The following is a 20,109-nucleotide window of genomic DNA, read 5'->3' as shown; positions in this document are numbered from 1 at the left end:
ATGGGGTTATGGTAGTATATAGGGACTTCAGCCTGCGAGCTTTCGAAAGATACTATACGAGGGAGTGTACACATGCATAGCAGCATAGGCATCATGGATATCGGCTCCAACTCCATCCGGCTTGTTATCTATGAAATCAGAGATACGGGAGCATACCGTATCGTACGAGAGTACAAGGAATCAGCCCGGCTGAGCGAAAAGGTCGGTCCCGATGGAAGAATCGAGCGGGAGTCGGTGCTAGGTATAGCTCCCCTTTTGCGCCAATTTATGGAGATCTGTGAGCAAAATAAGGTAACCCGGTTGAGGGCGGGAGCCACGGCTGCCATACGTAATGCCATCAACTCCGAAGAGGTTGTCGCCTGGATCGCGGAAGAGACCGGGTTACAGGTGGAGGTGCTTTCGGGAGAAGAAGAAGGCAAAGCAGGCTTTCTTGGCGTGGTCAACACGATGAATGTGCGGGACGGCATGATTATTGATATTGGCGGCGGGAGCACGGAGGTCACCCTGTTCAGGGAGCGGAAACGGCTTAAGACGTACTCTTTTCCTTTCGGAGCCGTAAATACAAACCTCCGGTTTGGAAAAGAGAACAAAGACGGAATTTGGGAGGCTGCCCAGATCGCCAGGCTAGAGAAATTCGTCCAGTCCGCGCTTGAGGAGCACCCATGGATTACTGCGAATTCCGGACTTCCTTTTATCGGGCTGGGGGGAACGATGCGTACGCTGGCCAAAATCAGTCAACGGACTCGGGATTACTCCCTGCAGGTAACCCACCATTATGAAATGGAAGCGGATGAGGTTGACCGGATGTTTGCCCACCTGCCCCGCCTCAGCAACGGACAGCGCAAAAAAATTGCCGGCCTGTCCAAGGACAGAGCCGACATTATTATTCCCGGTCTGATTATTCTCCAGACCATCTTCCGCGCAGCGCAGGGCGCATCTTTCCTGATCAGCGGTGCCGGACTGCGTGACGGGCTGTTTCACGAGCTTGTCCGACCGCAGGAACCTGTGCTTCCTGATCCGCTTGAAAGCTCGCTTCACAATGTGCTGGAATTCGGCATTCCCGCCGATCCGGAGCACCTTGAACGAGTTTTGAACTATACGCAACAACTGTACCGGCTCCTGGCTGGCGAGAGCTCCCTGCTGGATGAACGGGTGATCCGCACCGCAGCCAGGCTTTACAAAGCCGGAACCATCCTGAATTATTATCATTACACACAGCACAGCGTGTACTGGATCATGCGTGCCGGACTGGGCGGCTTGTCGCATCGGGAAATGGTTCTGGCCGCGATCGCCGCTGATTACCACCCTAAGAACCGGACCGAGCGGCTGCTTCATGCACACAAAGACATCCTGCAAACGGTGGATATACAAAAAGTCCACCGCATCGGCTCCCTGCTCCAGCTAGGTATCGCGCTGGACCGCAGTGAAACCGGTTTGGTGGACAACATGGTTCCTTCCTTCGACGACGGCTCGCTTCATTTGCGTCTGCACAGCCGGGAGGAACCTATTCTGGAACTGAAGGCCATGGAAGCTGCGGCCAAGGATGTGCAAAAAGCATGGGATATTATTTTATCGTGGTCGGTCTATCTTTCTTCCAATTCGTGACCTTCATGGCTTCAAATTGACTGCGGACGGGAAGGCTGTCGTTTTCTACAAAACGATAGCTTCCGTTCGGCATCAGTTGTCTCGCCTTGACATTATCGCGCAGGGAAAGCTGAAGAATATCGACGACGAGCCCCTTGAGTCCTTCGTCAAACACAGGACACATCAACTCAATTCTGCGTGTCAAATTTCGCGTCATCCAGTCCGCGCTGGACAGGAATACCTCCGGATCGCCCGCATTCTCAAAGTAAAAAATTCTTGAGTGCTCCAAAAAACGGTCAACGACACTAATAACCCGTATGTTTTCGCTGATTCCCGGCACGCCCGGACGTAAGCAGCATACCCCCCGCACGATCAGGTCAATCTTGACCCCCGCCTGAGAAGCCTCATACAGCTCATCAATGATCTCCTGATTGGACAGGGAGTTCACTTTAGCTATAATTTTGCCCGGCTTTCCAGCTTTGGCATGTGCGGATTCCCGCCGGATCAGCTCGAACAGCTTGGCCTTGAGTCCCGTTGGGGCCGCAGTGAATGCCTGCAGCTCTTTTGCAGCGGAAAAACCGGTAATCTCGTTAAACAGCTCGGAGGCGTCCTCGCCGATCACCTGATTGGACGTGAACAGTCCGACATCGGTGTACGCTCTGGCTGTACTCGCATTGTAATTGCCTGTCCCTACATGCACATAACGTCTGAGAGAATTCTGCTCATGCCGGACAACAAGGATAATTTTCGCATGTGTTTTGAGACCGACCAGCCCGTAAACGACATGACAACCCGCCTTTTCCAGCTTGCGTGCCCACGCAATATTTCGTTCCTCATCAAATCTGGCCTTCAATTCCACCACAACCGTAACCTGCTTGCCCGATTCGGCCGCATGCGCCAGAGCGGGAATGAGGCGGGATTCTCCGTTAACACGGTACAACGTCATTTTAATGGCCATAACATCCGGGTCCTCGGAGGCCTCCAAGACGAAATCCGTCACCGCATCGAACGATTCGTAAGGGTGATACACCAGCACATCACGGCTGCGCAGCACCTCGAACATATCCTCACGCAGCGGCAGCTCAGGCGGGTATAGAGGCTTGACCTGCGGAAAACGCAAATGCGAATAGCCCTCAAGGCTGTCAGCAAAGGAGGAGAGGAACCCCAAATCCAGCGGTCCATCCGTTTCGAATACATGATCGAACAGCTCGAACTCGGTCTGCAGCTCCAGCAGCGCATAAGGATGAATGCCCTTCTCCACCTCCAGCCTTACAGGAGCCCCCCTTCTGCGCCTGCGCAGCTCCTTCTCGATCTCCTCCAGAAGGTCCTCCGCTTCCTCTTCATTGATGCTCAGATCGGCGTTACGTGTCACCCGGAAACCATGGACAGACTCCGGTATGTACCCGCTGAACAGGGTGTGAATATGATGCTTGATCAAATCCTCAATGAGGATAAAATGCTTGCTTTTACTGTTCGCGCGGCGCGGAACAGCGACCACACGCGGAATATTAGAGGGAACCTGAACGATGGCGAAAAACGGCTTATCGTCCGAACGTTCTCCCTCGCGCCGGAGCACCACCGCAAGATAAACATATCTATGATGCACAAGAGGAAACGGGCGGCTTTGATCGACCGCCATCGGCGTCAGCACCGGAAAAATAATATCATGGTAATACATGTCCAAAGCCTTGCGCTGCGTTGCATTCAAGTCCTCGTAATCCATAAATACAAGCCCCTTCTTGCCCATCTGGCGCGATACTTCGCGGAAGGTCTTGTACTGCTCCGATACCATTTCCGAAATTCTCTTGATTAGCCGCTTGTACAAACCTGGCGGCGCATAACCCGTAAAATCCTTTTGCATGAAGCCGGCTTTAATTTTTTCCCGGGTTTCCGCCACACGTACGGACATAAACTCATCCAGGTTGCTGGATACGATCGCCAGAAACTTGGCGCGCTCCAGCAGGGGAGCATCCGCAGCCTGCGCCTCTTGCAGCACCCTGCGGTTAAACTCAATCCAACTGAGATCACGATTAAAATAACGGGCGGCGTGTGTTTTGTCGCTCCCGACGTGACTTTCTTCTTTGATCATAGTGACCTCCATAAAATGGTTCATTTCGACACCTAGTTATTGTACTATCAGCCTGGTGTTCCTTCACCACCAGTATATCAATAAAATGTAAAATCTGCGTAAACGCAGAGCTTTATCCTTTACAAATTAAGCTTTACACGTTAAAGTCAATACTTGATACAATTTTTTTGCCTGGCGTCACCAACCTAGAAAAGCCAACTCCAGGAGGACGATCTATGGATTCGAAGAAAAAACCCCGCATTCTTCAAAAAAATATTGATTTTTTTATAGCCGCCCTGTCCGGAACCCCCGTCACGGTATGGCAGGAGGATCCGACAGGTGTTTACTGTGAAGTCGGCGGCGGGCTCATCGAAATGTTCTCGGATGAGGTCGTTCGCGTCCGAAATACGGACGGAAGCAAAAGTCACTACGACCGGGACGTTACGATGTTCCAGGGCGTTCATTAATTTTTTACGGTACTGCATTTTGTTCAGCTCTGCAAGCGCCCTCCCGGCGCTTTTTTTAATTCCTTCCTTTATGTACCGTTCTTTTGAATGCTGCTTTCAAAAGGTGTATGATGAAAAGCGAACAGACTCATGGAAGCAGGGATCACTTTTGAAAAAACTCCAGTCCTTTAACCCTTCCGCGAAGGAAGGAAGCATATTGATTATGACAGCAGTAGAAGCCGAACGGGAAGCTGTGCTGCGCGGACTGAGCGGCAATCCACGCTTTGTTGTGGAGCTAGCCGGGGTGGGAGCGGCTTCAGCAGCCGCTCTCACAGCAGGACAGCTTGCGGCAGGCGGCTACCGGGCCGTAATTAGCGCTGGCATCGGCGGCGGCTTTGCCCGTATTGCGCCTATGGAATCGGTCGTTGTCGCCACATCTATCATCGCCGCGGACCTTGGCGCCGAGACTGCGGAAGGCTTCAGCAGCGTGGACGAGCTTGGCTTCGGTTCCAGCCGCCTGCCGGTGGATGCCGACACAGCCGCCCACTGGACGCAGCTCCTTGCAGCCGGCGGACTGCAGGCCTGTGCGGGTCCGGTGCTGACCGTGTCCACCGTGACAGGCACAGCCGCTACGGCCGCAGCTCTGACAGAGCGGGTGCCGGGTGCTGCGGCCGAAGCGATGGAAGGCTATGGGGTCGGCATTGCCGCCCGCGCCGTCGGGGTCCCTGTGTTTGAGATTCGCGCCATTTCCAACCTCGTCGGCCCCCGCAATCGGGCCGCATGGCGGATCAAGGAGGCACTGCAGTCGCTTGAGACAGCATTCCATATTTTAACGGAGGTTTTATAATATGAAGATTGCATTTTCTCCATGTCCTAATGACACCTTTGTGTTCCATGCGTTAACACATGGATTGATTGAGGATGCACCCAAGTTTGAGGTCAAGTATGCCGATATCGATATCACGAACAATCTGGCGGTAACACCCGAAGGCCTGGATGTCATGAAAATTTCTTATGCCGCCCTGCCATGGGTGCTTAATGACTATGCCCTTCTCCCCTGTGGAGGAGCACTTGGGCGGGGCTGCGGCCCGCTTGTGCTGACACTTGACGGTTCCACGGACCCCGCCGCATTGACAGGCAAGCGCGTGGCTGTGCCGAGTGAACGCTCCACCGCTTATCTGCTGTTCCGTCTCTGGGCAGCCAAGCATGTTCCCGGTGGGGTAGGCGAGATCGTCGTGATGCCATTTGACCAGATTATGCCGGCTGTACGCGATGGGCGGATGGATGCGGGGCTGGTTATTCACGAAGCGCGCTTTACCTACCCGGAATATGGGCTCAGCCTGCAAGTAGACCTGGGCAGTTGGTGGGAAGAGGATACGGGGCTTCCGATTCCGCTGGGTGCCATCATAGCCCGCCGTCATCTGGATTTGAAGGCGATCACAGGCTGGATCCGTGCTTCCGTAGAATACGCTTGGCAGCATCCTGAGGCTTCCCGGGATTACGTTCTCTCACACGCTCAGGAAATGGCCCCAGATGTCGCCCAGTCCCATATTGAGCTGTATGTTAATGACTTCACGGCCGACCTCGGCGATAGCGGTTATGCAGCCATCGAGGCTCTGCTCGGCCGCGCCGCCGCTGAAGGACTGGTCCCCGCATTTGATCTGGACAAGCTGAAATGGCCCCAGGTGGAAGCTTAATGAGAAAAAGACAGCCTGCTGCTTGAGACTCAAGCAGCAGGCTGTCTCATTCCATAGGAAAGCTTCTCTAACCAATACAGAAAAAGCCTTGAATGTGCAGCGCACTCAAGACTCCATCCAGCTTATTTAAGCTTCTGTTTCGATCACTTCTGTTTTAAATACATTATCCAGCTTTGTGCCCAGCCTTTTTACCAGGGGGACTTTGATATCCCTGCCCAGCTCTTTGAGAAATGAATTCACATCGCAATTCACTTGCTCCAATTGCAGTTCTATAAAGCCATCGTTGATAATGCTGGGATTAGCTTCGTCGGGCACTGCAACCGTAAGATCATACTTTTTCGTCAGAGTATTGCTGTAACGGGAGAAAATTTCTATCAACTCATCATTGTCGAACTTTTCAATCGCGTTCTTTCCTTTGTTCGTAAAATTCAGTTTCACTCTCACTTCACTTGTCCCCTTTTCTTTAAACCACTAATTTTTGCAAATCGCAGGTTGTCGTTCTGGCTGCTGTATGGTTCCTTAAAAGAGAAGACTGCATTATGATTACCCTTACATGATTATATCAACATTTTCATTATTTTTCACCATTGGGGTGTTCCACTATTCGTTCTGCTTCAAAAACAAAAAAAAGCGACTGTCATGAGACAATCACTTGGGCTGTAGACAGCAGCCGGTGTAATTCCGTTTAAACAGGCTTGGTACAGGTCCAGCCGTGGGACTCGTATTCTCGGATCGCATCCCGGAGATCCTCCGCATCATCGGAATGGATCGTTACCGGGGGCAGCGCAACCAGACATTCATCCGCCCCATAATCGATCATGACATCCTCGACTTCATAATAAAGCATGTCTCCGAAGGCAGGATCGGTTATTTTATGCCCCGTGTGAGGCAGGCTGTATGATTCGAACGTTCTTGCCACCTTCGTGTATTCTTTTACACCTGTTGCTGAAATTTGCTGGGTAATCACGATCTTCAAGTTAACCTCTCCTTAAAAAACCTCCATAACGCAGATAGCATGCTATCCCGCTATGGAGGCTATAGTTCTGCCCGCGCTGCATCATATTAAGACAGTAAGAACAAACATGATCCTCTGCTCAGCACTGCTCTGGACTCGGTACACCCGCATCATCACGTGTGCGGAAAGAAGAGCCGCAGCCGCACGTAGCGACCGCATTCGGATTATGAATGGTAAAGCCGCCCGACATGCCGGACTCCTCGAAGTCGATTTCCAGACCGTCAAGGTAACGAAGGCTGTCCTTCTCCATGACCACCTTCATTTCCTGAATGTCCATATATATATCCTGATCACTTTCCTGATCATCAAAGCCCATTGCGTATGAGAAGCCTGTGCAGCCGCCCGGCGTTACACCCAGACGCAGGAACATATTCGGCGTTTCTTGCTGGGCAAGCATCTCCTTCAGACGCTCGGCAGCGGAATCCGTAATGTTGATCATTCCATATTCCTCCTTTGTACTTCATTCTACTTGTTCAGTATACTCCAGTTTCGGCGGGGCCTCAAGCCATGGAAGCATCCGTCTGGCAAGGACAAAAGCACCGTTTTTCTAGCTTATCCGGTTGAACACCTGCCGGGTCAGGTTTATAATAGGTGGGTACGTAATTAGTAAACTGTCGGAATTTTGTCATAGATAAAACCGATATCTTTATTTTTGTAACATTTTTCACAGCATTAATCATGCTCCGCGAAGCCGGAAGCGTACCGACGGAACGGGACATCCTGTGTGTATCAGCAACCATGCGCTGATCGCCCAGCAATTTGGAGGAGGAATAGGTATGTCCACATTAGTATCACCCTTTACAGATCGAAGAATGGCCGAAATCGTGGAGAAGGTGCGCAATGGCGAGCGTCTGACGCTTGAGGATGGCGTGTACCTGTATGAAACGGATGATCTCCTGACCTTGGGTCAGTTGGCTAACGAGGCTAATTTACGTAAGAACGGCAAGAAAGTGTACTTTATTGAAAATATGAGCCTGTACTTTACCAATGTATGCGAGGCCCGCTGCGCGTTCTGTAATTTCCGTAAGGACCTGGGCGAGGAAGGCTCCTACACCTTGTCAGGTCAGGAAATGATCGACTATGTTGAACAGCATATCCATCCCGGAGTGCGTGAATTTCATATTGTAGGCGGGCATAATCAACATGTGCCCTTTCAATATTATGTTGATTCCCTGAAGGCGCTCCATGACAAATATCCGGATGTTACTCTGAAGGCTTATACGGCTGCCGAGATCGATTTCTTCACCCGCATCAGCGGACTCAGCATTGAGGAAGTGCTCCAGGAGCTACAGAAGGCCGGATTGCAATCACTGACCGGCGGCGGCGCTGAAATTCTGTCCGACCAATACCGCCAAAAAATGAAGGTCACCAAAGCCAACGTGGAACGCTATCTTGAAGTCCATCGCACCGCGCATAAGCTTGGTATGAAGACCCATACAACAATGCTGTACGGATCGGTCGAGTCTTACGAAGACCGGATTAACCATATGCTGCAAATCCGCGAGCTGCAGGATGAAACCAATGGCTTTATGGTGTTTATTCCGCTGTCCATGCAGCCGAAAAGCAAAAATGCCGGCATCATGCGGCGCAATTCAGCCTACGAGGATCTTAAGACAATCGCGATCAGCCGTCTGATGCTCGACAACATCCAACACGTGAAGGCTTATTTCATCAATATCGGTCCGCAGCTTACGCAGGTCGCGCTGTCTTTCGGCGCATCTGATGTACACGGCACAATCATCCGTGAGCAGATCAGTCATGCTGCCGGTGCTCTTACTCCTGCCGGTTTGACCCGCAAAGAGCTGATCTGGCTCGTGAAAGGAGCTGGACGCATTCCCGTGGAGCGGGACACCTTCTATAACGAAATTCAGGTGTACGAATAATCTTCTGTATGGAATTTTAGTTTGGCACAATCGTTACCCAGAAAGGGCGGACTTGTATCATGAAGAAATTCGTCATTCTTGGAGGCGGCTACGGCGGTCTCACCATTGTAAATGAACTGCTGGATAAATCCATTCCGCGGGATACCGAGCTTGTGCTGGTGGACAGGATGCCTTTCCAAGGGCTTAAAACGGAGTATTACTCATTGGCGGCGGGAACCGTATCGGATTTTGAACTGCGGGTCACCTTCCCGGAACACGACCAGCTTACCCGCAGATTCGGAGAAGTAACCTCCATTGATTTGGACGCCAGGATTATCCATTTCAAAGAGGGAGATCCCCTCTTATATGATCAATTGGTCATCGGCCTGGGGTGTACGGACCGGTTTCATAATACCCCTGGGGCCGAAGAGTTTTCCTGCACGATCCAGTCTTTTAATAGTACACGGCGGACCTATATGCGCCTGAATGAGATCAACCCTTACGGAAGCGTCCATATTGTTGGCGGCGGTCTGAGCGGCGTAGAGATTGCCGCCGAGCTGCGGGAAAGCCGACCTGACTTGAATATCTCGATCATGGATCGCGGGGAACGGGTGCTCTCTTCGTTCCCGCAGCGCTTGTCCGCTTATGTCCATGAATGGTTTAAAGAACATGATGTGAACGCTCTTTCCCGCGTCTCCGTGACACGGGTTGAGCCTAACGCCATTTATAACCACGACGACCTTATTCAAACGGATGCGGTCGTATGGACGGCTGGTATTCAGCCGGTCAAAGTCGTCCAGGATCTGAGTATAGCCAAGGATCCGCAGGGAAGGATCGTCGTGAACGAGCTATACCAAATCCCGAATCATACCGAGGTGTATGTGGTGGGAGATTGCGCAAGCCTTCCTTTTTCTCCAAGCGCACAGGCGGCGGGAATCCAGGGCGAACAGATAGCCCATATCGTGCAGGCTATCTGGAAGGGTGAGAAGCCCCAGACTCATGCTATCAAGCTGCGCGGCACCCTGGGATCATTAGGCAAGAAAGCCGGATTCGGCTACGGATTCTTGGGCGGCACGGCCCTGCGCGGGCGTATTCCCCGTCTGCTCAAGAGCGGAGTTCTCTGGAAATCGAAACGTCATTTTGGATAATATTCACCTATCTGCACATAAGCAGCGGAGAGGACGAAGCAATTCCGGAAAAGCGATTGTAGGAATGCTTCGTTCTCAGAGCGTCTCCCGGCGATCAGTCAAGATCAAGCGTCTCCCACGCCTCAGCTTCCTTGATCTTGGCGATAATCGCATCGTACAATGCCTCGGGAGAATCCGCCGCCACAATTTCACCGTCAACCATTGCAAACGGCTCGGCATAACACTGACCGCAATTGTTCAGACAGCCATATTCCACGATATCGTAATCCGGATTCTGCTCTAGTCTGGGCATGACTGCTTCTGTGCTGATATTACTGCTGCAAAATTCTATGATCGGTCTCATATTTTATTTCACCTGCTTTTGGCAGGAGCATTTTATTTTGCTCCCGTTTGTAATATAATAAGCATTATAGGAAAGGAGTTGAATTCTAATGAGCGATAACACACAAAGCATCACCATGTATGATGAGGTGTTGGAAGTTTTGGATAAATTGCGCCCGTTCCTGCAACGTGACGGCGGCGACGTCGAGTTGGTTGACGTAGAAGACGGCATCGTGAAGCTGAAGCTGATGGGGGCTTGCGGAAGCTGCCCGAGTTCAACCATTACGTTGAAAGCCGGCATCGAACGCGCTCTTCTCGAAGAAGTCGACGGTGTGCAAGAAGTGGTACAAGTATTCTAATATGCTTCAAGCATATTCATGACAGGGTCTTGGCTTCATATGAAGCCAAGGCTCTTTTTTTTGTTAACTCCCCTCTTCAGCCTACAGCGGTATCGAAGGACGAATCGGATCAAGTCCGCCCGAAATATCCATAATATTGCCTGTAATAAAATCGGACGAGTCCTCGCATAAATAGGCAATCACCCGCGCAATGTCCTCCCCGCTGCCCGGTCTGCCTCTGGGTGTCTCATCATCCCGCATACCGCTGACCTCGGCAATGGTCTTCTCCTTATTGTCACCGCGAATATCTCCAGGACAAATCATATTGACCGTGACCCCTGACGGAGCTTCTTCAACAGCCAATGTTTTCGTAAAAGAAACAAGCCCTACCTTGGCCGCCGCATATACGGCTCGGTGTGGCCATGCTCTCGCTTCCCCGGCGTGCCCAAACCCAAAATGGATAATTCTCCCCCACCGCTGTCTGCGCATATACGGAAGCACCCGATGGTCCAGCAGCATCGTTCCCACCAGATTGCCGTTCATCAAAGCATGAATTTCAGCAGGCGTATAATCTGCGAACAGCCTGCGCTCCCGTATAAACGGCCCTGCGTTATTCACCATAATATCGACACCGCCGAGCCTGAGCTCAACCTGGCCCACCAATTCTTCAATATCCTGCTGCCGGGTAATATCCGCCTGAATGGCCGTACACCGTACTCCTTTGGCCTGGATGATTTTCTCCAGCTCCAAGGCTTCCTTACGGCTGTGCACATAGTTTATCGCAATATCGAACCCTTGATCCGCTAAACGTAAAGCTGTCATTTTTCCCAGCCCTTTGGCGCTTCCAGTAATCAAGGCAACCTTTGATTTCAACGTACTTCCTCCTCTGCAAAGAGAACGCCACAGGAACAGTATAAAAGATTTGGGTTCTTGTCTCAACTTGCCGGAGCTCAGTATGCAAAAAAACCGCCCTGCCCGAAGGCAGAAGCGGTATATGCTTATACTGTTATTCATTAAAATGCAGGAACGATCGCCCCTTGGTATTTATCTTCAATAAATTTTTTGACTTCCTCGGACTGCAGTGCTTTTGCCAAAATTTGAATGCCTTCGGAGTCTTTGTTATCCGGACGGGCCACCAGCAGATTCGCGTAAGGGGAGTCCTTATCTTCGATGAACAGGGCATCCTTCGTTGGATTCAGATTAGCTTCCAGCGCATAGTTCGTGTTAATAACCGCCAGATCCAGGTCAGGCAACTGGCGCGGTAGGATGGCTGCATCCGCTTCACGGATGTCCAGGTTTTTCGGATTACCAGTAATATCGGCAATCGTAGAATTGATATCTGTGTTGTCTTTCAGTGTAATCAGACCTTGCTTGGCCAGCAGCATCAGGGAGCGTCCGCCATTGGTCGCATCATTCGGAATGCCTACAATAGCGCCGTCCGGAATTTCATCGGCCGATTTGAATTTTTGCGAATATGCACCCATAGGCTCAACATGTACTGGCACTACGGATACGAGATCCATACCGCGCGCTTCATTCTCGCTGGTCAGGTACGGCTGATGCTGGAAGAAGTTCGCATCCAACTGTTTGTCGAACACTTGTACGTTAGGCTGCACATAGTCGTTAAAAGTAACGACCTGCAGGCGTACCCCCTGCTTCTCCAGCTCAGGCTTGATCGCTTCCAGTATTTCGGCATGAGGCACAGCAGATGCACCGACTTTCAGCTCAATGCTGCGTGGTGTACCTCCTGGATTTTCGTCCGCTGTTGCTCCCGGACCGTTCTGAGCACTCCCGCAGGCTCCCAGAATCAGCAGCAATGCAAGGCTTAGAAAAGCAAATGACCATTTTTTCATAACGTGTAACCCCTCCAAAATTTAGTTTTAAAAGCTTGGCATGAATAAGGATTTATATTTAATGTTTCCTTATTTTCTTGTATAATGCCGCACGAGACGGTCACCCGCCATTTGCAGCAATTGCACCAGCACGACCATAAGCACGACGGCAACAATCATGACCGCTGTGTCGTACCGATAATAACCGTAGTTGATTGCCAGCGCGCCCAAACCGCCACCGCCTATCATGCCTGACATGGCCGTATAGGAGACCAGCGTGACAATGGTAATCGTCAATGCGGCCAACAGTCCCGGCCTTGCTTCACGGAGCAGCACTCGGAAGATGATTTGCCCGGTTGAAGCTCCCATCGCATGAGCCGCCTCAATGACGCCCCGGTCCACCTCCCGCAGGGAAGTCTCCACAAGCCTTGCGAAAAACGGTGCCGCCCCAATTACCAGCGGAGGAATTGTGCCGGTCACACCAATGGAGGTGCCAACGATCGCTCTCGTTACAGGGATCAATGCAACGATCAGAATAATAAACGGCACCGATCTGAGAATATTGACGATGAATGACAGCACCGTGTAGATGACCTTCATCAAGACGAGTGATGAACGGCTGGCCAGGAACAGCACGACACCGAGGGGCAGCCCCAGAAGGAGTGTAAACAACCCGGATATGCCTAGCATTTGAATTGTATCCAACGTCGATGCGCCAATTTCGTTCCAGTTAATTTGAGAAAAATCAAGCTCATTCATCAGCCGATCACCTCCACATCAAGCCCCTGTGCGGATAATTCCCGGGTCGTCTCCCGGATGGCTTTGTCGTCGCCCTCAAATCGAACGGTGAGCAGGCCGTAGGGCACATTTTTCAGCGTGGAGATGGTCCCCTGCAGGATGGCAAAATCCACACCGGTCCTGCGGACCGTCCGTGATAAAATCGATTCATAGGTTTTGTCGCCCAGAAACGAAATTTTGACGGTTTGCGAAGACGCCAGGTGAGGAGCCGCAATCGCTACCTGCAAATCTCCACTCTGATCGGATTCCCTCATAATAAATTCTCTTGTTACCGGATGCTGCGGCTTGATGAAGACTTCAGCCACCGGCCCTTGTTCTACGATTCCGCCCTGATGGATAACGGCGACGCGGTCACAGATCCGCTGTATCACATGCATTTCGTGAGTGATCAGCACGATGGTCAGATTGAAGCGCTGATTAATATCGAGCAGCAGCTTCAGAATCGAATCTGTCGTCTGTGGATCGAGCGCTGACGTGGCCTCGTCGCACAGCAGCACGTCCGGGTCGCTGGCAAGCGCGCGAGCAATTCCGACACGCTGCTTCTGCCCGCCAGATAGCTGGGCAGGATACTTGTTGGCGTGCTGCTCCAGTCCGACAAGAACAAGCAGCTCGTTTACCTTTTTGTCGATTTCCGCTTTAGGTTTGCTATCCAGACGAAGCGGAAATGCGATATTGTCATATACGGTCGCCGAGGACAGCAGATTAAAGTGCTGAAAAATCATACCGATTTTACGCCGTCTGGACTGCAGCTTCTTGCGGCTCAGACTGATCATGTTCACTCCGTCGATCCATATCTCGCCCGAGCTTGGCCGCTCCAGCAGGTTGATGCAGCGGATCAGCGTACTTTTCCCCGCCCCGGAGTGGCCGATAATACCAAAAATTTCACCTTTGCCTATCGATAAGTTCAGGTTAGACAGCGCTGGTGTCATCCGGCTGCCTTTGCCATAAAATTTAGTCAGCTTCTTGATTTCAATCAAGTTGGTCCGTCCCCCTTCTCTTCCTTGTACCCCTTCCCGCCATGACTGTCTCTATTTTGTCCAACAAAAGAAAAGAGCCCCTTTCGCAAATGAAAAGGGCTCTTGCCTATACAGCAAAATCCGGTTCTCATCTGCCAATACCTCCTGCAAACACAGTGGTATTGTTGGAATTAGCACCATGACGCTGCTCCTTAGCGTATATACGCCGGGGTGCAGCCGGTTGCCGGGCTTCATCGGGCCAGTCCCTCCGCCTCTCTGGATAAGAGATATATAGTTGTCTCGGTATCACGGTATCATAAAGCTCACATACAAACTAGAATTTAGTATAGATACTTTACATGGCTTTGTCAAAGGTAATTTTGCGAAAACATGCAGTAAAGCTTTCTTGCGGCTACATGGAAATGAATACATACTGCCGTTTACTGTCCCGTTGAACGTCGTTCCCACTGCTGATTCGTATAATCAAAAGCTGCCGCTATCGAACGACAGACCATGTCCAGGCCCTGCTGCAGATCATCAAGATGCTCGTCAAGATCCTCAAGCTTTATTTTACCGTATAATGCACGCTGCTTTTGCCATAAATCATCCTGCATTTCAACATTCATATAGTGCACTTCCGTATTTCTGCGTTTGCGCAGCCGGTTAAGCGGGTCTCTGAAGCCGTCCTTCAGCTCGAAAAGACGGTCCGCAAGCTTGTCATGGATTTTTAAATATCTGAACTGTCTAAGCACGGTAAAGTAGGAATAATGGGCTTTCACCTTCGACGTATTCATGTCGTAAAAGTCATTCAACAGATTTCCCAGTTTGTCCAGCAATGCGAACACTCGAATAAACCCGTTTTTGTAAAAATACACATACCGGGCATAGTCCTCCTGTTCCTCTGCAGTCATTTCCTCAGAGAAATTCGCACAGACCTTCTTCCTGAAAAATGCCGCCGCATACGCGCTCTGTTCCAGCTCATCCAGGGAGGTGCTCAACCCGCGCGTCAATATTTCAGCCTTACGGAAATCGAACGTCGGATCCCCGCTCTGCTCCATTTGGCGCTGCAGCAGACTTAGCGTCCGCTTCATGCTATTCATGGCCTGCAGCAGCGCTCCGCTGTCCTGCCTTGGCTGTTCACCCAAAAGCTCCCGAAGCATTGTACTCTAACCTCCTAGGGCCTGTATGGCTTAAGATTGGATACCATAGCTCTTCCAGCGCTCATCCACCAAACGGACAATGTCCTCGCGCGGCAGCACCTCATCCGGATAGCCCGGCTTCATGCGCGCATCCACGACGAGCGGCAGCTTGTAATTCAAATGATGCAGCTTGACTTCATGGTCGGCAAACATATCCGTTGCCGGATTGAAGCGGGTAAATACCGTCCACAGGAAGGACGCCTGTGAGCGCACCACTTCCTCGGCGTTGTCCACAATAAATACCAGCGGCCACTTCTGTTCCATACCGGACATGCGTTGCAGCACATGTGCGGGCAGCTCAGGCTCCTGCTCATATGAAGCTCCCGAAATGACAAGGCAGCCGCCGCAGTATGGCTCAATGCGGGTAATGCCCGGCAGGTCTCCGCCCTCATACACACGCGGCAACTCACGCACCGGCTCGCCGACACCCATCAGCACCGCCTTGCTTCCGTGGTTCAGCTTACGCCCGGTATAATCGAGCGTATCATGCGAGGTATGATTGAATATGAACAAATCCCGGGCCGGATCAAAACGCTCCAGAATCGTCTCCAGCAGCGCGGTAAAATTCGACAGGTCTAACGGTTTATCCGTCAGCATCAGGAATTTCGTCAGCGACAACTGACCTTGCCCCAGGATCGTAAAGGCAGACACAAGCGCCTCACGCGAGTAACTTTCACGCACAACGGCGGCAGCAAGCGCGTGCACCCCTGTCTCCGCATATGCCCATAAAGAACGCACCGCCGGCATGACAAGCGGATAAGCAGGGGACAGCAGACGCTGCAGGAATTCACCCAGATAATAGTCTTCCTGTCGCGGCTTGCCTACAATTGTCGCCGGATAAATGGCGTCCTTGCGATGATGCATATGCTTGACACGAAATACCGGGAAATCATGCTTCAATGAATAATAGCCGAAATGGTCCCCGAACGGTCCCTCCGGACGCCGCTCATGCGGAGGAACGTAACCACTGATCGCAAATTCAGCCTCCGCAGGGATACGATGGCCTCCCGACGGGTCTTCCACCATCGGAAGCTTGCCGCCCATAATCAGCGAAGCGAGCATCAGCTCAGGCAGATTTTCGGGAGCGGGAGCGATGGCCGAAGCGATCAATGCGGGGGGGCCGCCCAGGAATATCGTGACAGGCAGCGGCTCGTTGCGCTGCTCCGCTTCATGGTAGTGGAAGCCGCCTCCCTTATGGATTTGCCAATGGATTCCCGTCGTGGAATCATCATAGATTTGAATCCTGTACATGCCCAGGTTATGGTCTTTAGGCTGGCCGGGCTTCTCGGTATATACGAGCGGAAGCGTAATAAACGGACCGCCATCCTCATGCCAGCTCGTTACACGCGGCAGCGGCGCAAGCGGCGCCTCTGTTCTCTGCACACCCAGCACGGGAGCTTCTGCGGCTGAGACAGTTTTCACCCCTACCTTAATCATGTCCCTAATCAGCCCGCGCTCATTCCATAATGCTTTCGGAGTTGGCGGAAGCAGTGTTTTCGTTGCGTTGACGATCGTCTTCATCAGTTGCTCCGGACGTGGTCCGAAGGCCATATCAACACGCCGGTCCGTACCAAACAGATTGCTGACAACCGGAAACGGCGTTCCTTTCACATTGGTAAACAGCAGAGCCTTGCCCTCCTGCTCGATCACGCGGCGGTGAATCTCCGCCAGCTCAAGATAAGGATCAACAGGCGCTTCAATAATGTGCAGGTCATTCTCCTTGCGCAGTGCTTCAACAAACTGCCGCAGATTCTGATAGATCACAGGTTATTAGTCCTCCTATATTGAAAAGCCGCCGCAACTGCCGAGGGCAGGCCGGTTTTCCAGGCTTAAGCAAAACAAAGCCCTCGAGAAGCTCGCGGACTTTGCTTGTTCTAATCTTATTATATGGGTTTCCCCGCCTTTGGGCAAAACCGGATATTGCAGAGGCTTAAGTGCGCTGAAGAGAAGCGTTTTGCACTGCCATTTTCTCCGGCGACAGCTGCCAGACCCGGTAGCTCATGTAACACAATATGGCGAACAGGGCTGCTATGATGAGCATATGCGACAATACGACGAACATGTACAGCTCCGGTCTTCCCGCTGTGTACAACAGGGCTATCCCCACAACAATCTGGAGGGCGATAAGAATGACGGAGACTACGCCAAGAGCACGAATATCACCATGATCCGGATGCTTGCGATAAGAGAAGTGCCCTACCGCCAGAATGACAAAAAACAGGACGCCGGCTGCAATCTGGTGCAGCGATAACGGCGCAATTCCTAAGAAGGAATTAATGCGATTCTCGGTAGAGTGGCTCAGAAACGCCCCAGTATACACTGCAATATACGTATAGACGGTGGATGCCCAAATGAAATTACGGAAGCCGCGCGAAACCGGCTTTCGGTCATGGCGCAACATACGGTGTGTGTCACGATCCGCCTGCCAGGCGCCCAGCGTCATCATCGATGCACTCGCAAAGGCAATAAGGGCGAATCCAAAATGAAGCGCCATGACGGCCGTGGACTGGGAGAACACGACAGCCATTGCCCCCATGATGCCCTGAATAATGACAAAGAGCAGCGTCATGAGTGAGAAAAACTGCAGATCACGGCGCTTTTTGAAATAAATCAGGAACGCTGCAAAGGTGGCAATGGACAGTATACCCGCCAAACCGCTAACCAAGCGGTGGGAAAATTCGATGACCGATGCGATCGTATGGGCTGGAACGAACTTGCCGTTGCAGGTTGGCCATTCACTGCCGCAGCCAAGGCCCGAATCGGTACGTGTCACCACTCCCCCGCCAAAGGTGGCCAGGAACATGACAATACAGGTCGCCAGGGCCAGCCATTTTAAAATCCGTGTATTCTTCACGATATCTCACCTGCTATTTTCATATTTTTGAGTTGAGCGTATTCCCGCTAATTTCAAAATAATTATAACGGATAAAAACATCATTGACATAAAGCCTTTGTGACAAAATGTTAACGTCTCCCACGTAAAAAAGCGTCCCCCTTGGATAAGAGGGACGCTCGGTATTAACCCTGATTAAGCCTTCAAGGCTGTATGAACCTCAACGGCTCGGTCAAGAAACTGTTCAATTTCCGCACGGGATTTGCGCAGTCTGTTTACTAGCCGCATAACCTCCCTGCCTTCGCTGAAAGCGATGAAGCTTGGAATACCCAGTACGTTATAGGCTTCGCTGACTCCTTCGGCTTCCTCAACGTCCACCTGGATCAGCTTCAAATCATCCGCATATTTCTGCTCCACATCCGGCATGAACGGATCTATAAATTTGCAGTCACCGCACCAGTCCGCTTTAAATACAGCCACCGTCAGCCCGGGAGCCTGCACAGCCTGATCGAATTCCGCCTTATTTCTAATTTGCCGCATATCATACACCATCCCTTCGCATGAATTATGAAATAGCAATCAAGGATTGTTAAGGCCGAAGCCTATCTTTATTTTAACCCGAAAAAAGGTTTTTGCCCAGCACCCTCCGACTCCGATTGGAACCCCGCCTTGTGAGCCATACTGAATATATAAGGAATAGATAAGAAAACTGGGAAAGGAGGGAAGAGCATCATGCGGGACGACTGGCTTCGCTCCTGGATGCGCCTGCTTGGAACGGTGCCCCGTATGACTGGGGAAGCGCTGAAGGGAAAATATGCGGGATGGAAAGCTTCCAAGCGGCTCCGCCATCCACTGAGAGAAATACCATGGAACAGCCGCTCCGCCGAAGCGGCGCTGGCTGATGCGGAGCGTATGTTTTCCATGAACGGACGCAGCATGCGTGCACCGGTAACAAATATGCTCCAGTCCGAAGAAGACCGGGAGCTTGTGGAACTGATCCATAACGAGACCACACGGTCTAACCGCAGCAATATCACGCGAACGGCCGCCTATCTCGAATGCTACAACCGCTTTCCGGAACTGCACTGGGCACTGCTGGCCCATCTGGTGTCACGCAATGGCGGTTATAACATGACGGATTTGAAGGGCGGCCTGATGGAGGATCTGATGACCGGCCAGCAGAGGGAGTGGATGTACCGTTTGCTTGAGAGATGCAACGCCCTGATTTTCCAGGATGCTTATCCCCAACTGCTGCTTTACACACATAGCCGCCGGCTGGGTCGCAGTTGCTTTCATTTGCTGCCCTTTTTTCATGTCTCCGCTTTTATGGTCCCGTTTTGGGACAGGTTTTGGACATTGCGAGACAGCCCCCTGCTGACCGTCGCCCTTATCATCAATGAACAGCATTATATCGAAGAACGGGTCATACGGAACCCGTATTTTCAAAAGCATGTCACCCGCTGTGCGTCGTTCCGCGTACATGACTGGCTTCACCTTAACCAGATTGTGTTCCCTCTAGGGCAAGACAGCGGGCTGGCTGGTCTTATCATCGAGCATTTTACCAATCTGAACGAGCGCATCGGCTTCGGAAAAAGCCTGTATGCCCTCTTGTTCGGATATGAGCAGGTGCTGACGCAAGCACATTCCTTCGCACAGAATGTCCCGCATAAGGGCTCACGCAGCGAATACTGGCCCCAGCTCTTCACACCCGACATCAAAAAAGCGCTGCACTCTCCTTACGAGAGCGCAGCGCTTAATAACAAGGAGCGTCTTCCTTCCAACAGTAAATTGTACAGCCCGACACTTGAGCAGGTATGGTCGGATACACCTTATGAACCGATTCCCAGATACGACTGGTTCCAGGGAATGCTGAACCCTTCCTATCTGAGCAAGCCCCGGCGACCTTTCCTGTTCGAGATGACCCACGAGCACAGATTCGGCATCCGGAAGACTGCTGCGGGTCACGATGCCGAGATTCTATTGCAATAGGTCCTTTTTGCAATAAATGCCTT

General features: G+C 51.6%; 21 protein-coding genes and 1 riboswitch. Of the genes, 8 read left to right on the top strand and 13 right to left on the bottom strand.

The genetic code is table 11. From position 1 onward, the window contains the following. Positions 1-72 precede the first annotated feature (72 nt). Complete coding sequence (locus tag OIN60_RS17025) at positions 73-1,605, top strand: Ppx/GppA phosphatase family protein (RefSeq protein ID WP_305756065.1); 1,533 nt, start codon at positions 73-75, stop codon at positions 1,603-1,605. On the opposite strand, the gene ppk1 is transcribed toward OIN60_RS17025, so the two are convergent. Then, positions 1,565-3,673, bottom strand: a complete 2,109-nt coding sequence (gene ppk1, locus OIN60_RS17020) for a polyphosphate kinase 1 (protein WP_305756064.1) — start codon at positions 3,671-3,673, stop codon at positions 1,565-1,567. The two genes, OIN60_RS17025 and ppk1, sit on opposite strands and share 41 nt — an antisense overlap. A gap of 215 nt (positions 3,674-3,888) precedes the next feature. Here ppk1 and OIN60_RS17015 point away from each other — a divergent pair, with 215 nt between their 5' ends. From OIN60_RS17015 to OIN60_RS17005, 3 genes are all read left to right on the top strand, one after another. Then, positions 3,889-4,119 (top strand): hypothetical protein, encoded by a 231-nt coding sequence (locus OIN60_RS17015; RefSeq protein ID WP_305756063.1) that lies wholly within the window; start codon positions 3,889-3,891, stop codon positions 4,117-4,119. Positions 4,120-4,189: 70 nt separating this feature from the next. After that, positions 4,190-4,945 (top strand): futalosine hydrolase, encoded by a 756-nt coding sequence (locus OIN60_RS17010; RefSeq protein ID WP_370872527.1) that lies wholly within the window; start codon positions 4,190-4,192, stop codon positions 4,943-4,945. Between the two features lies 1 nt (position 4,946). After that, positions 4,947-5,795 carry a 1,4-dihydroxy-6-naphtoate synthase gene (locus tag OIN60_RS17005; RefSeq protein ID WP_305756061.1) on the top strand — a complete coding sequence of 283 codons (849 nt, stop codon included), beginning with the start codon at positions 4,947-4,949 and terminating at the stop codon, positions 5,793-5,795. Positions 5,796-5,921: 126 nt separating this feature from the next. On the opposite strand, the gene OIN60_RS17000 is transcribed toward OIN60_RS17005, so the two are convergent. The 3 genes from OIN60_RS17000 to OIN60_RS16990 all read right to left on the bottom strand — a co-directional run bounded on the left by OIN60_RS17000 (position 5,922) and on the right by OIN60_RS16990 (position 7,249). Next, the gene (locus tag OIN60_RS17000) at positions 5,922-6,239 is read right to left on the bottom strand and encodes a hypothetical protein (protein ID WP_305756060.1); all 318 of its coding nucleotides are present in this window, start codon (positions 6,237-6,239) and stop codon (positions 5,922-5,924) included. A 241-nt stretch (positions 6,240-6,480) separates the two neighbouring features. Continuing rightward, positions 6,481-6,762 carry a hypothetical protein gene (locus OIN60_RS16995; RefSeq protein WP_305756121.1) on the bottom strand — a complete coding sequence of 94 codons (282 nt, stop codon included), beginning with the start codon at positions 6,760-6,762 and terminating at the stop codon, positions 6,481-6,483. Between the two features lie 127 nt (positions 6,763-6,889). After that, positions 6,890-7,249: a HesB/IscA family protein gene (locus OIN60_RS16990; protein WP_305756059.1), complete on the bottom strand. Its 360-nt coding sequence runs from the start codon at positions 7,247-7,249 to the stop codon at positions 6,890-6,892. 337 nt (positions 7,250-7,586) lie between these two features. On the opposite strand from OIN60_RS16990, the gene mqnE reads away from it, so the two are divergent. Beyond that, positions 7,587-8,693 (top strand): aminofutalosine synthase MqnE, encoded by a 1,107-nt coding sequence (gene mqnE, locus OIN60_RS16985; RefSeq protein ID WP_305756058.1) that lies wholly within the window; start codon positions 7,587-7,589, stop codon positions 8,691-8,693. Between the two features lie 59 nt (positions 8,694-8,752). After that, on the top strand, positions 8,753-9,820 hold the full coding sequence (locus tag OIN60_RS16980; RefSeq protein ID WP_305756057.1) for an NAD(P)/FAD-dependent oxidoreductase: 1,068 nt from the start codon (positions 8,753-8,755) through the stop codon (positions 9,818-9,820). Between the two features lie 94 nt (positions 9,821-9,914). Here the strand turns inward: OIN60_RS16980 and OIN60_RS16975 are convergent, their stop codons facing one another. Next, positions 9,915-10,163, bottom strand: coding sequence for a YuzB family protein (locus tag OIN60_RS16975; RefSeq protein WP_305756056.1), 249 nt, complete (start codon positions 10,161-10,163; stop codon positions 9,915-9,917). 88 nt (positions 10,164-10,251) lie between these two features. On the opposite strand from OIN60_RS16975, the gene OIN60_RS16970 reads away from it, so the two are divergent. Next, a complete protein-coding gene (locus OIN60_RS16970) occupies positions 10,252-10,500 on the top strand; it encodes a NifU family protein (RefSeq protein WP_305756055.1) in 249 nt (82 codons plus the stop codon). 81 nt (positions 10,501-10,581) lie between these two features. On the opposite strand, the gene OIN60_RS16965 is transcribed toward OIN60_RS16970, so the two are convergent. The 8 genes from OIN60_RS16965 to OIN60_RS16930 form a co-directional block, all read right to left on the bottom strand. After that, complete coding sequence (locus tag OIN60_RS16965) at positions 10,582-11,352, bottom strand: SDR family oxidoreductase (protein ID WP_305756054.1); 771 nt, start codon at positions 11,350-11,352, stop codon at positions 10,582-10,584. Positions 11,353-11,492: 140 nt separating this feature from the next. Continuing rightward, positions 11,493-12,332 (bottom strand): MetQ/NlpA family ABC transporter substrate-binding protein, encoded by an 840-nt coding sequence (locus OIN60_RS16960; RefSeq protein WP_305756053.1) that lies wholly within the window; start codon positions 12,330-12,332, stop codon positions 11,493-11,495. Between the two features lie 69 nt (positions 12,333-12,401). Further along, complete coding sequence (locus OIN60_RS16955; RefSeq protein ID WP_305756052.1) at positions 12,402-13,070, bottom strand: methionine ABC transporter permease; 669 nt, start codon at positions 13,068-13,070, stop codon at positions 12,402-12,404. After that, positions 13,070-14,086, bottom strand: a complete 1,017-nt coding sequence (locus tag OIN60_RS16950; protein WP_305756051.1) for a methionine ABC transporter ATP-binding protein — start codon at positions 14,084-14,086, stop codon at positions 13,070-13,072. The genes OIN60_RS16955 and OIN60_RS16950 overlap by 1 nt, the downstream gene beginning before the upstream one ends. A 124-nt stretch (positions 14,087-14,210) precedes the next feature. After that, positions 14,211-14,352, bottom strand: a riboswitch (SAM riboswitch). A gap of 153 nt (positions 14,353-14,505) precedes the next feature. Beyond that, positions 14,506-15,225: a Cthe_2314 family HEPN domain-containing protein gene (locus tag OIN60_RS16945; protein ID WP_305756050.1), complete on the bottom strand. Its 720-nt coding sequence runs from the start codon at positions 15,223-15,225 to the stop codon at positions 14,506-14,508. A gap of 30 nt (positions 15,226-15,255) precedes the next feature. Next, positions 15,256-17,028, bottom strand: a complete 1,773-nt coding sequence (locus OIN60_RS16940) for a UbiD family decarboxylase (RefSeq protein ID WP_305756049.1) — start codon at positions 17,026-17,028, stop codon at positions 15,256-15,258. A gap of 166 nt (positions 17,029-17,194) precedes the next feature. Next, the gene (locus OIN60_RS16935; protein ID WP_305756048.1) at positions 17,195-18,118 is read right to left on the bottom strand and encodes a COX15/CtaA family protein; all 924 of its coding nucleotides are present in this window, start codon (positions 18,116-18,118) and stop codon (positions 17,195-17,197) included. 174 nt (positions 18,119-18,292) lie between these two features. After that, complete coding sequence (locus OIN60_RS16930; protein ID WP_305756047.1) at positions 18,293-18,637, bottom strand: thioredoxin family protein; 345 nt, start codon at positions 18,635-18,637, stop codon at positions 18,293-18,295. A 192-nt stretch (positions 18,638-18,829) separates the two neighbouring features. Between OIN60_RS16930 and OIN60_RS16925 the strand changes: the two genes are divergently transcribed. Next, entirely contained in the window at positions 18,830-20,086 is a 1,257-nt protein-coding gene (locus OIN60_RS16925) for a DUF2515 family protein (protein ID WP_305756046.1), read from the top strand. The last annotated feature ends 23 nt before the right edge of the window (positions 20,087-20,109 follow it).

It is taken from the genome of Paenibacillus zeirhizosphaerae (genome assembly GCF_030705605.1).
Lineage (GTDB): Bacteria > Bacillota > Bacilli > Paenibacillales > Paenibacillaceae > Paenibacillus > Paenibacillus zeirhizosphaerae.
Note: the sequence above shows the minus strand (reverse complement) of the source record. Positions and strands in the feature narration are given on the sequence as shown.

Bases quoted from the DNA above. Each gene is read 5' to 3' on its own strand.
- OIN60_RS17025 (WP_305756065.1), top strand. From the start codon at position 73: ATGCATAGCAGCATAGGCATCATGGATATCGGCTCCAACTCCATCCGG.
- ppk1 (WP_305756064.1), bottom strand. From the start codon at position 3,673: ATGATCAAAGAAGAAAGTCACGTCGGGAGCGACAAAACACACGCCGCC.
- OIN60_RS17015 (WP_305756063.1), top strand. From the start codon at position 3,889: ATGGATTCGAAGAAAAAACCCCGCATTCTTCAAAAAAATATTGATTTT.
- OIN60_RS17010 (WP_370872527.1), top strand. From the start codon at position 4,190: ATGTACCGTTCTTTTGAATGCTGCTTTCAAAAGGTGTATGATGAAAAG.
- OIN60_RS17005 (WP_305756061.1), top strand. From the start codon at position 4,947: ATGAAGATTGCATTTTCTCCATGTCCTAATGACACCTTTGTGTTCCAT.
- OIN60_RS16990 (WP_305756059.1), bottom strand. From the start codon at position 7,249: ATGATCAACATTACGGATTCCGCTGCCGAGCGTCTGAAGGAGATGCTT.
- mqnE (WP_305756058.1), top strand. From the start codon at position 7,587: ATGTCCACATTAGTATCACCCTTTACAGATCGAAGAATGGCCGAAATC.
- OIN60_RS16980 (WP_305756057.1), top strand. From the start codon at position 8,753: ATGAAGAAATTCGTCATTCTTGGAGGCGGCTACGGCGGTCTCACCATT.
- OIN60_RS16975 (WP_305756056.1), bottom strand. From the start codon at position 10,163: ATGAGACCGATCATAGAATTTTGCAGCAGTAATATCAGCACAGAAGCA.
- OIN60_RS16970 (WP_305756055.1), top strand. From the start codon at position 10,252: ATGAGCGATAACACACAAAGCATCACCATGTATGATGAGGTGTTGGAA.
- OIN60_RS16960 (WP_305756053.1), bottom strand. From the start codon at position 12,332: ATGAAAAAATGGTCATTTGCTTTTCTAAGCCTTGCATTGCTGCTGATT.
- OIN60_RS16955 (WP_305756052.1), bottom strand. From the start codon at position 13,070: ATGAATGAGCTTGATTTTTCTCAAATTAACTGGAACGAAATTGGCGCA.
- OIN60_RS16945 (WP_305756050.1), bottom strand. From the start codon at position 15,225: ATGCTTCGGGAGCTTTTGGGTGAACAGCCAAGGCAGGACAGCGGAGCG.
- OIN60_RS16930 (WP_305756047.1), bottom strand. From the start codon at position 18,637: ATGCGGCAAATTAGAAATAAGGCGGAATTCGATCAGGCTGTGCAGGCT.
- OIN60_RS16925 (WP_305756046.1), top strand. From the start codon at position 18,830: ATGCGGGACGACTGGCTTCGCTCCTGGATGCGCCTGCTTGGAACGGTG.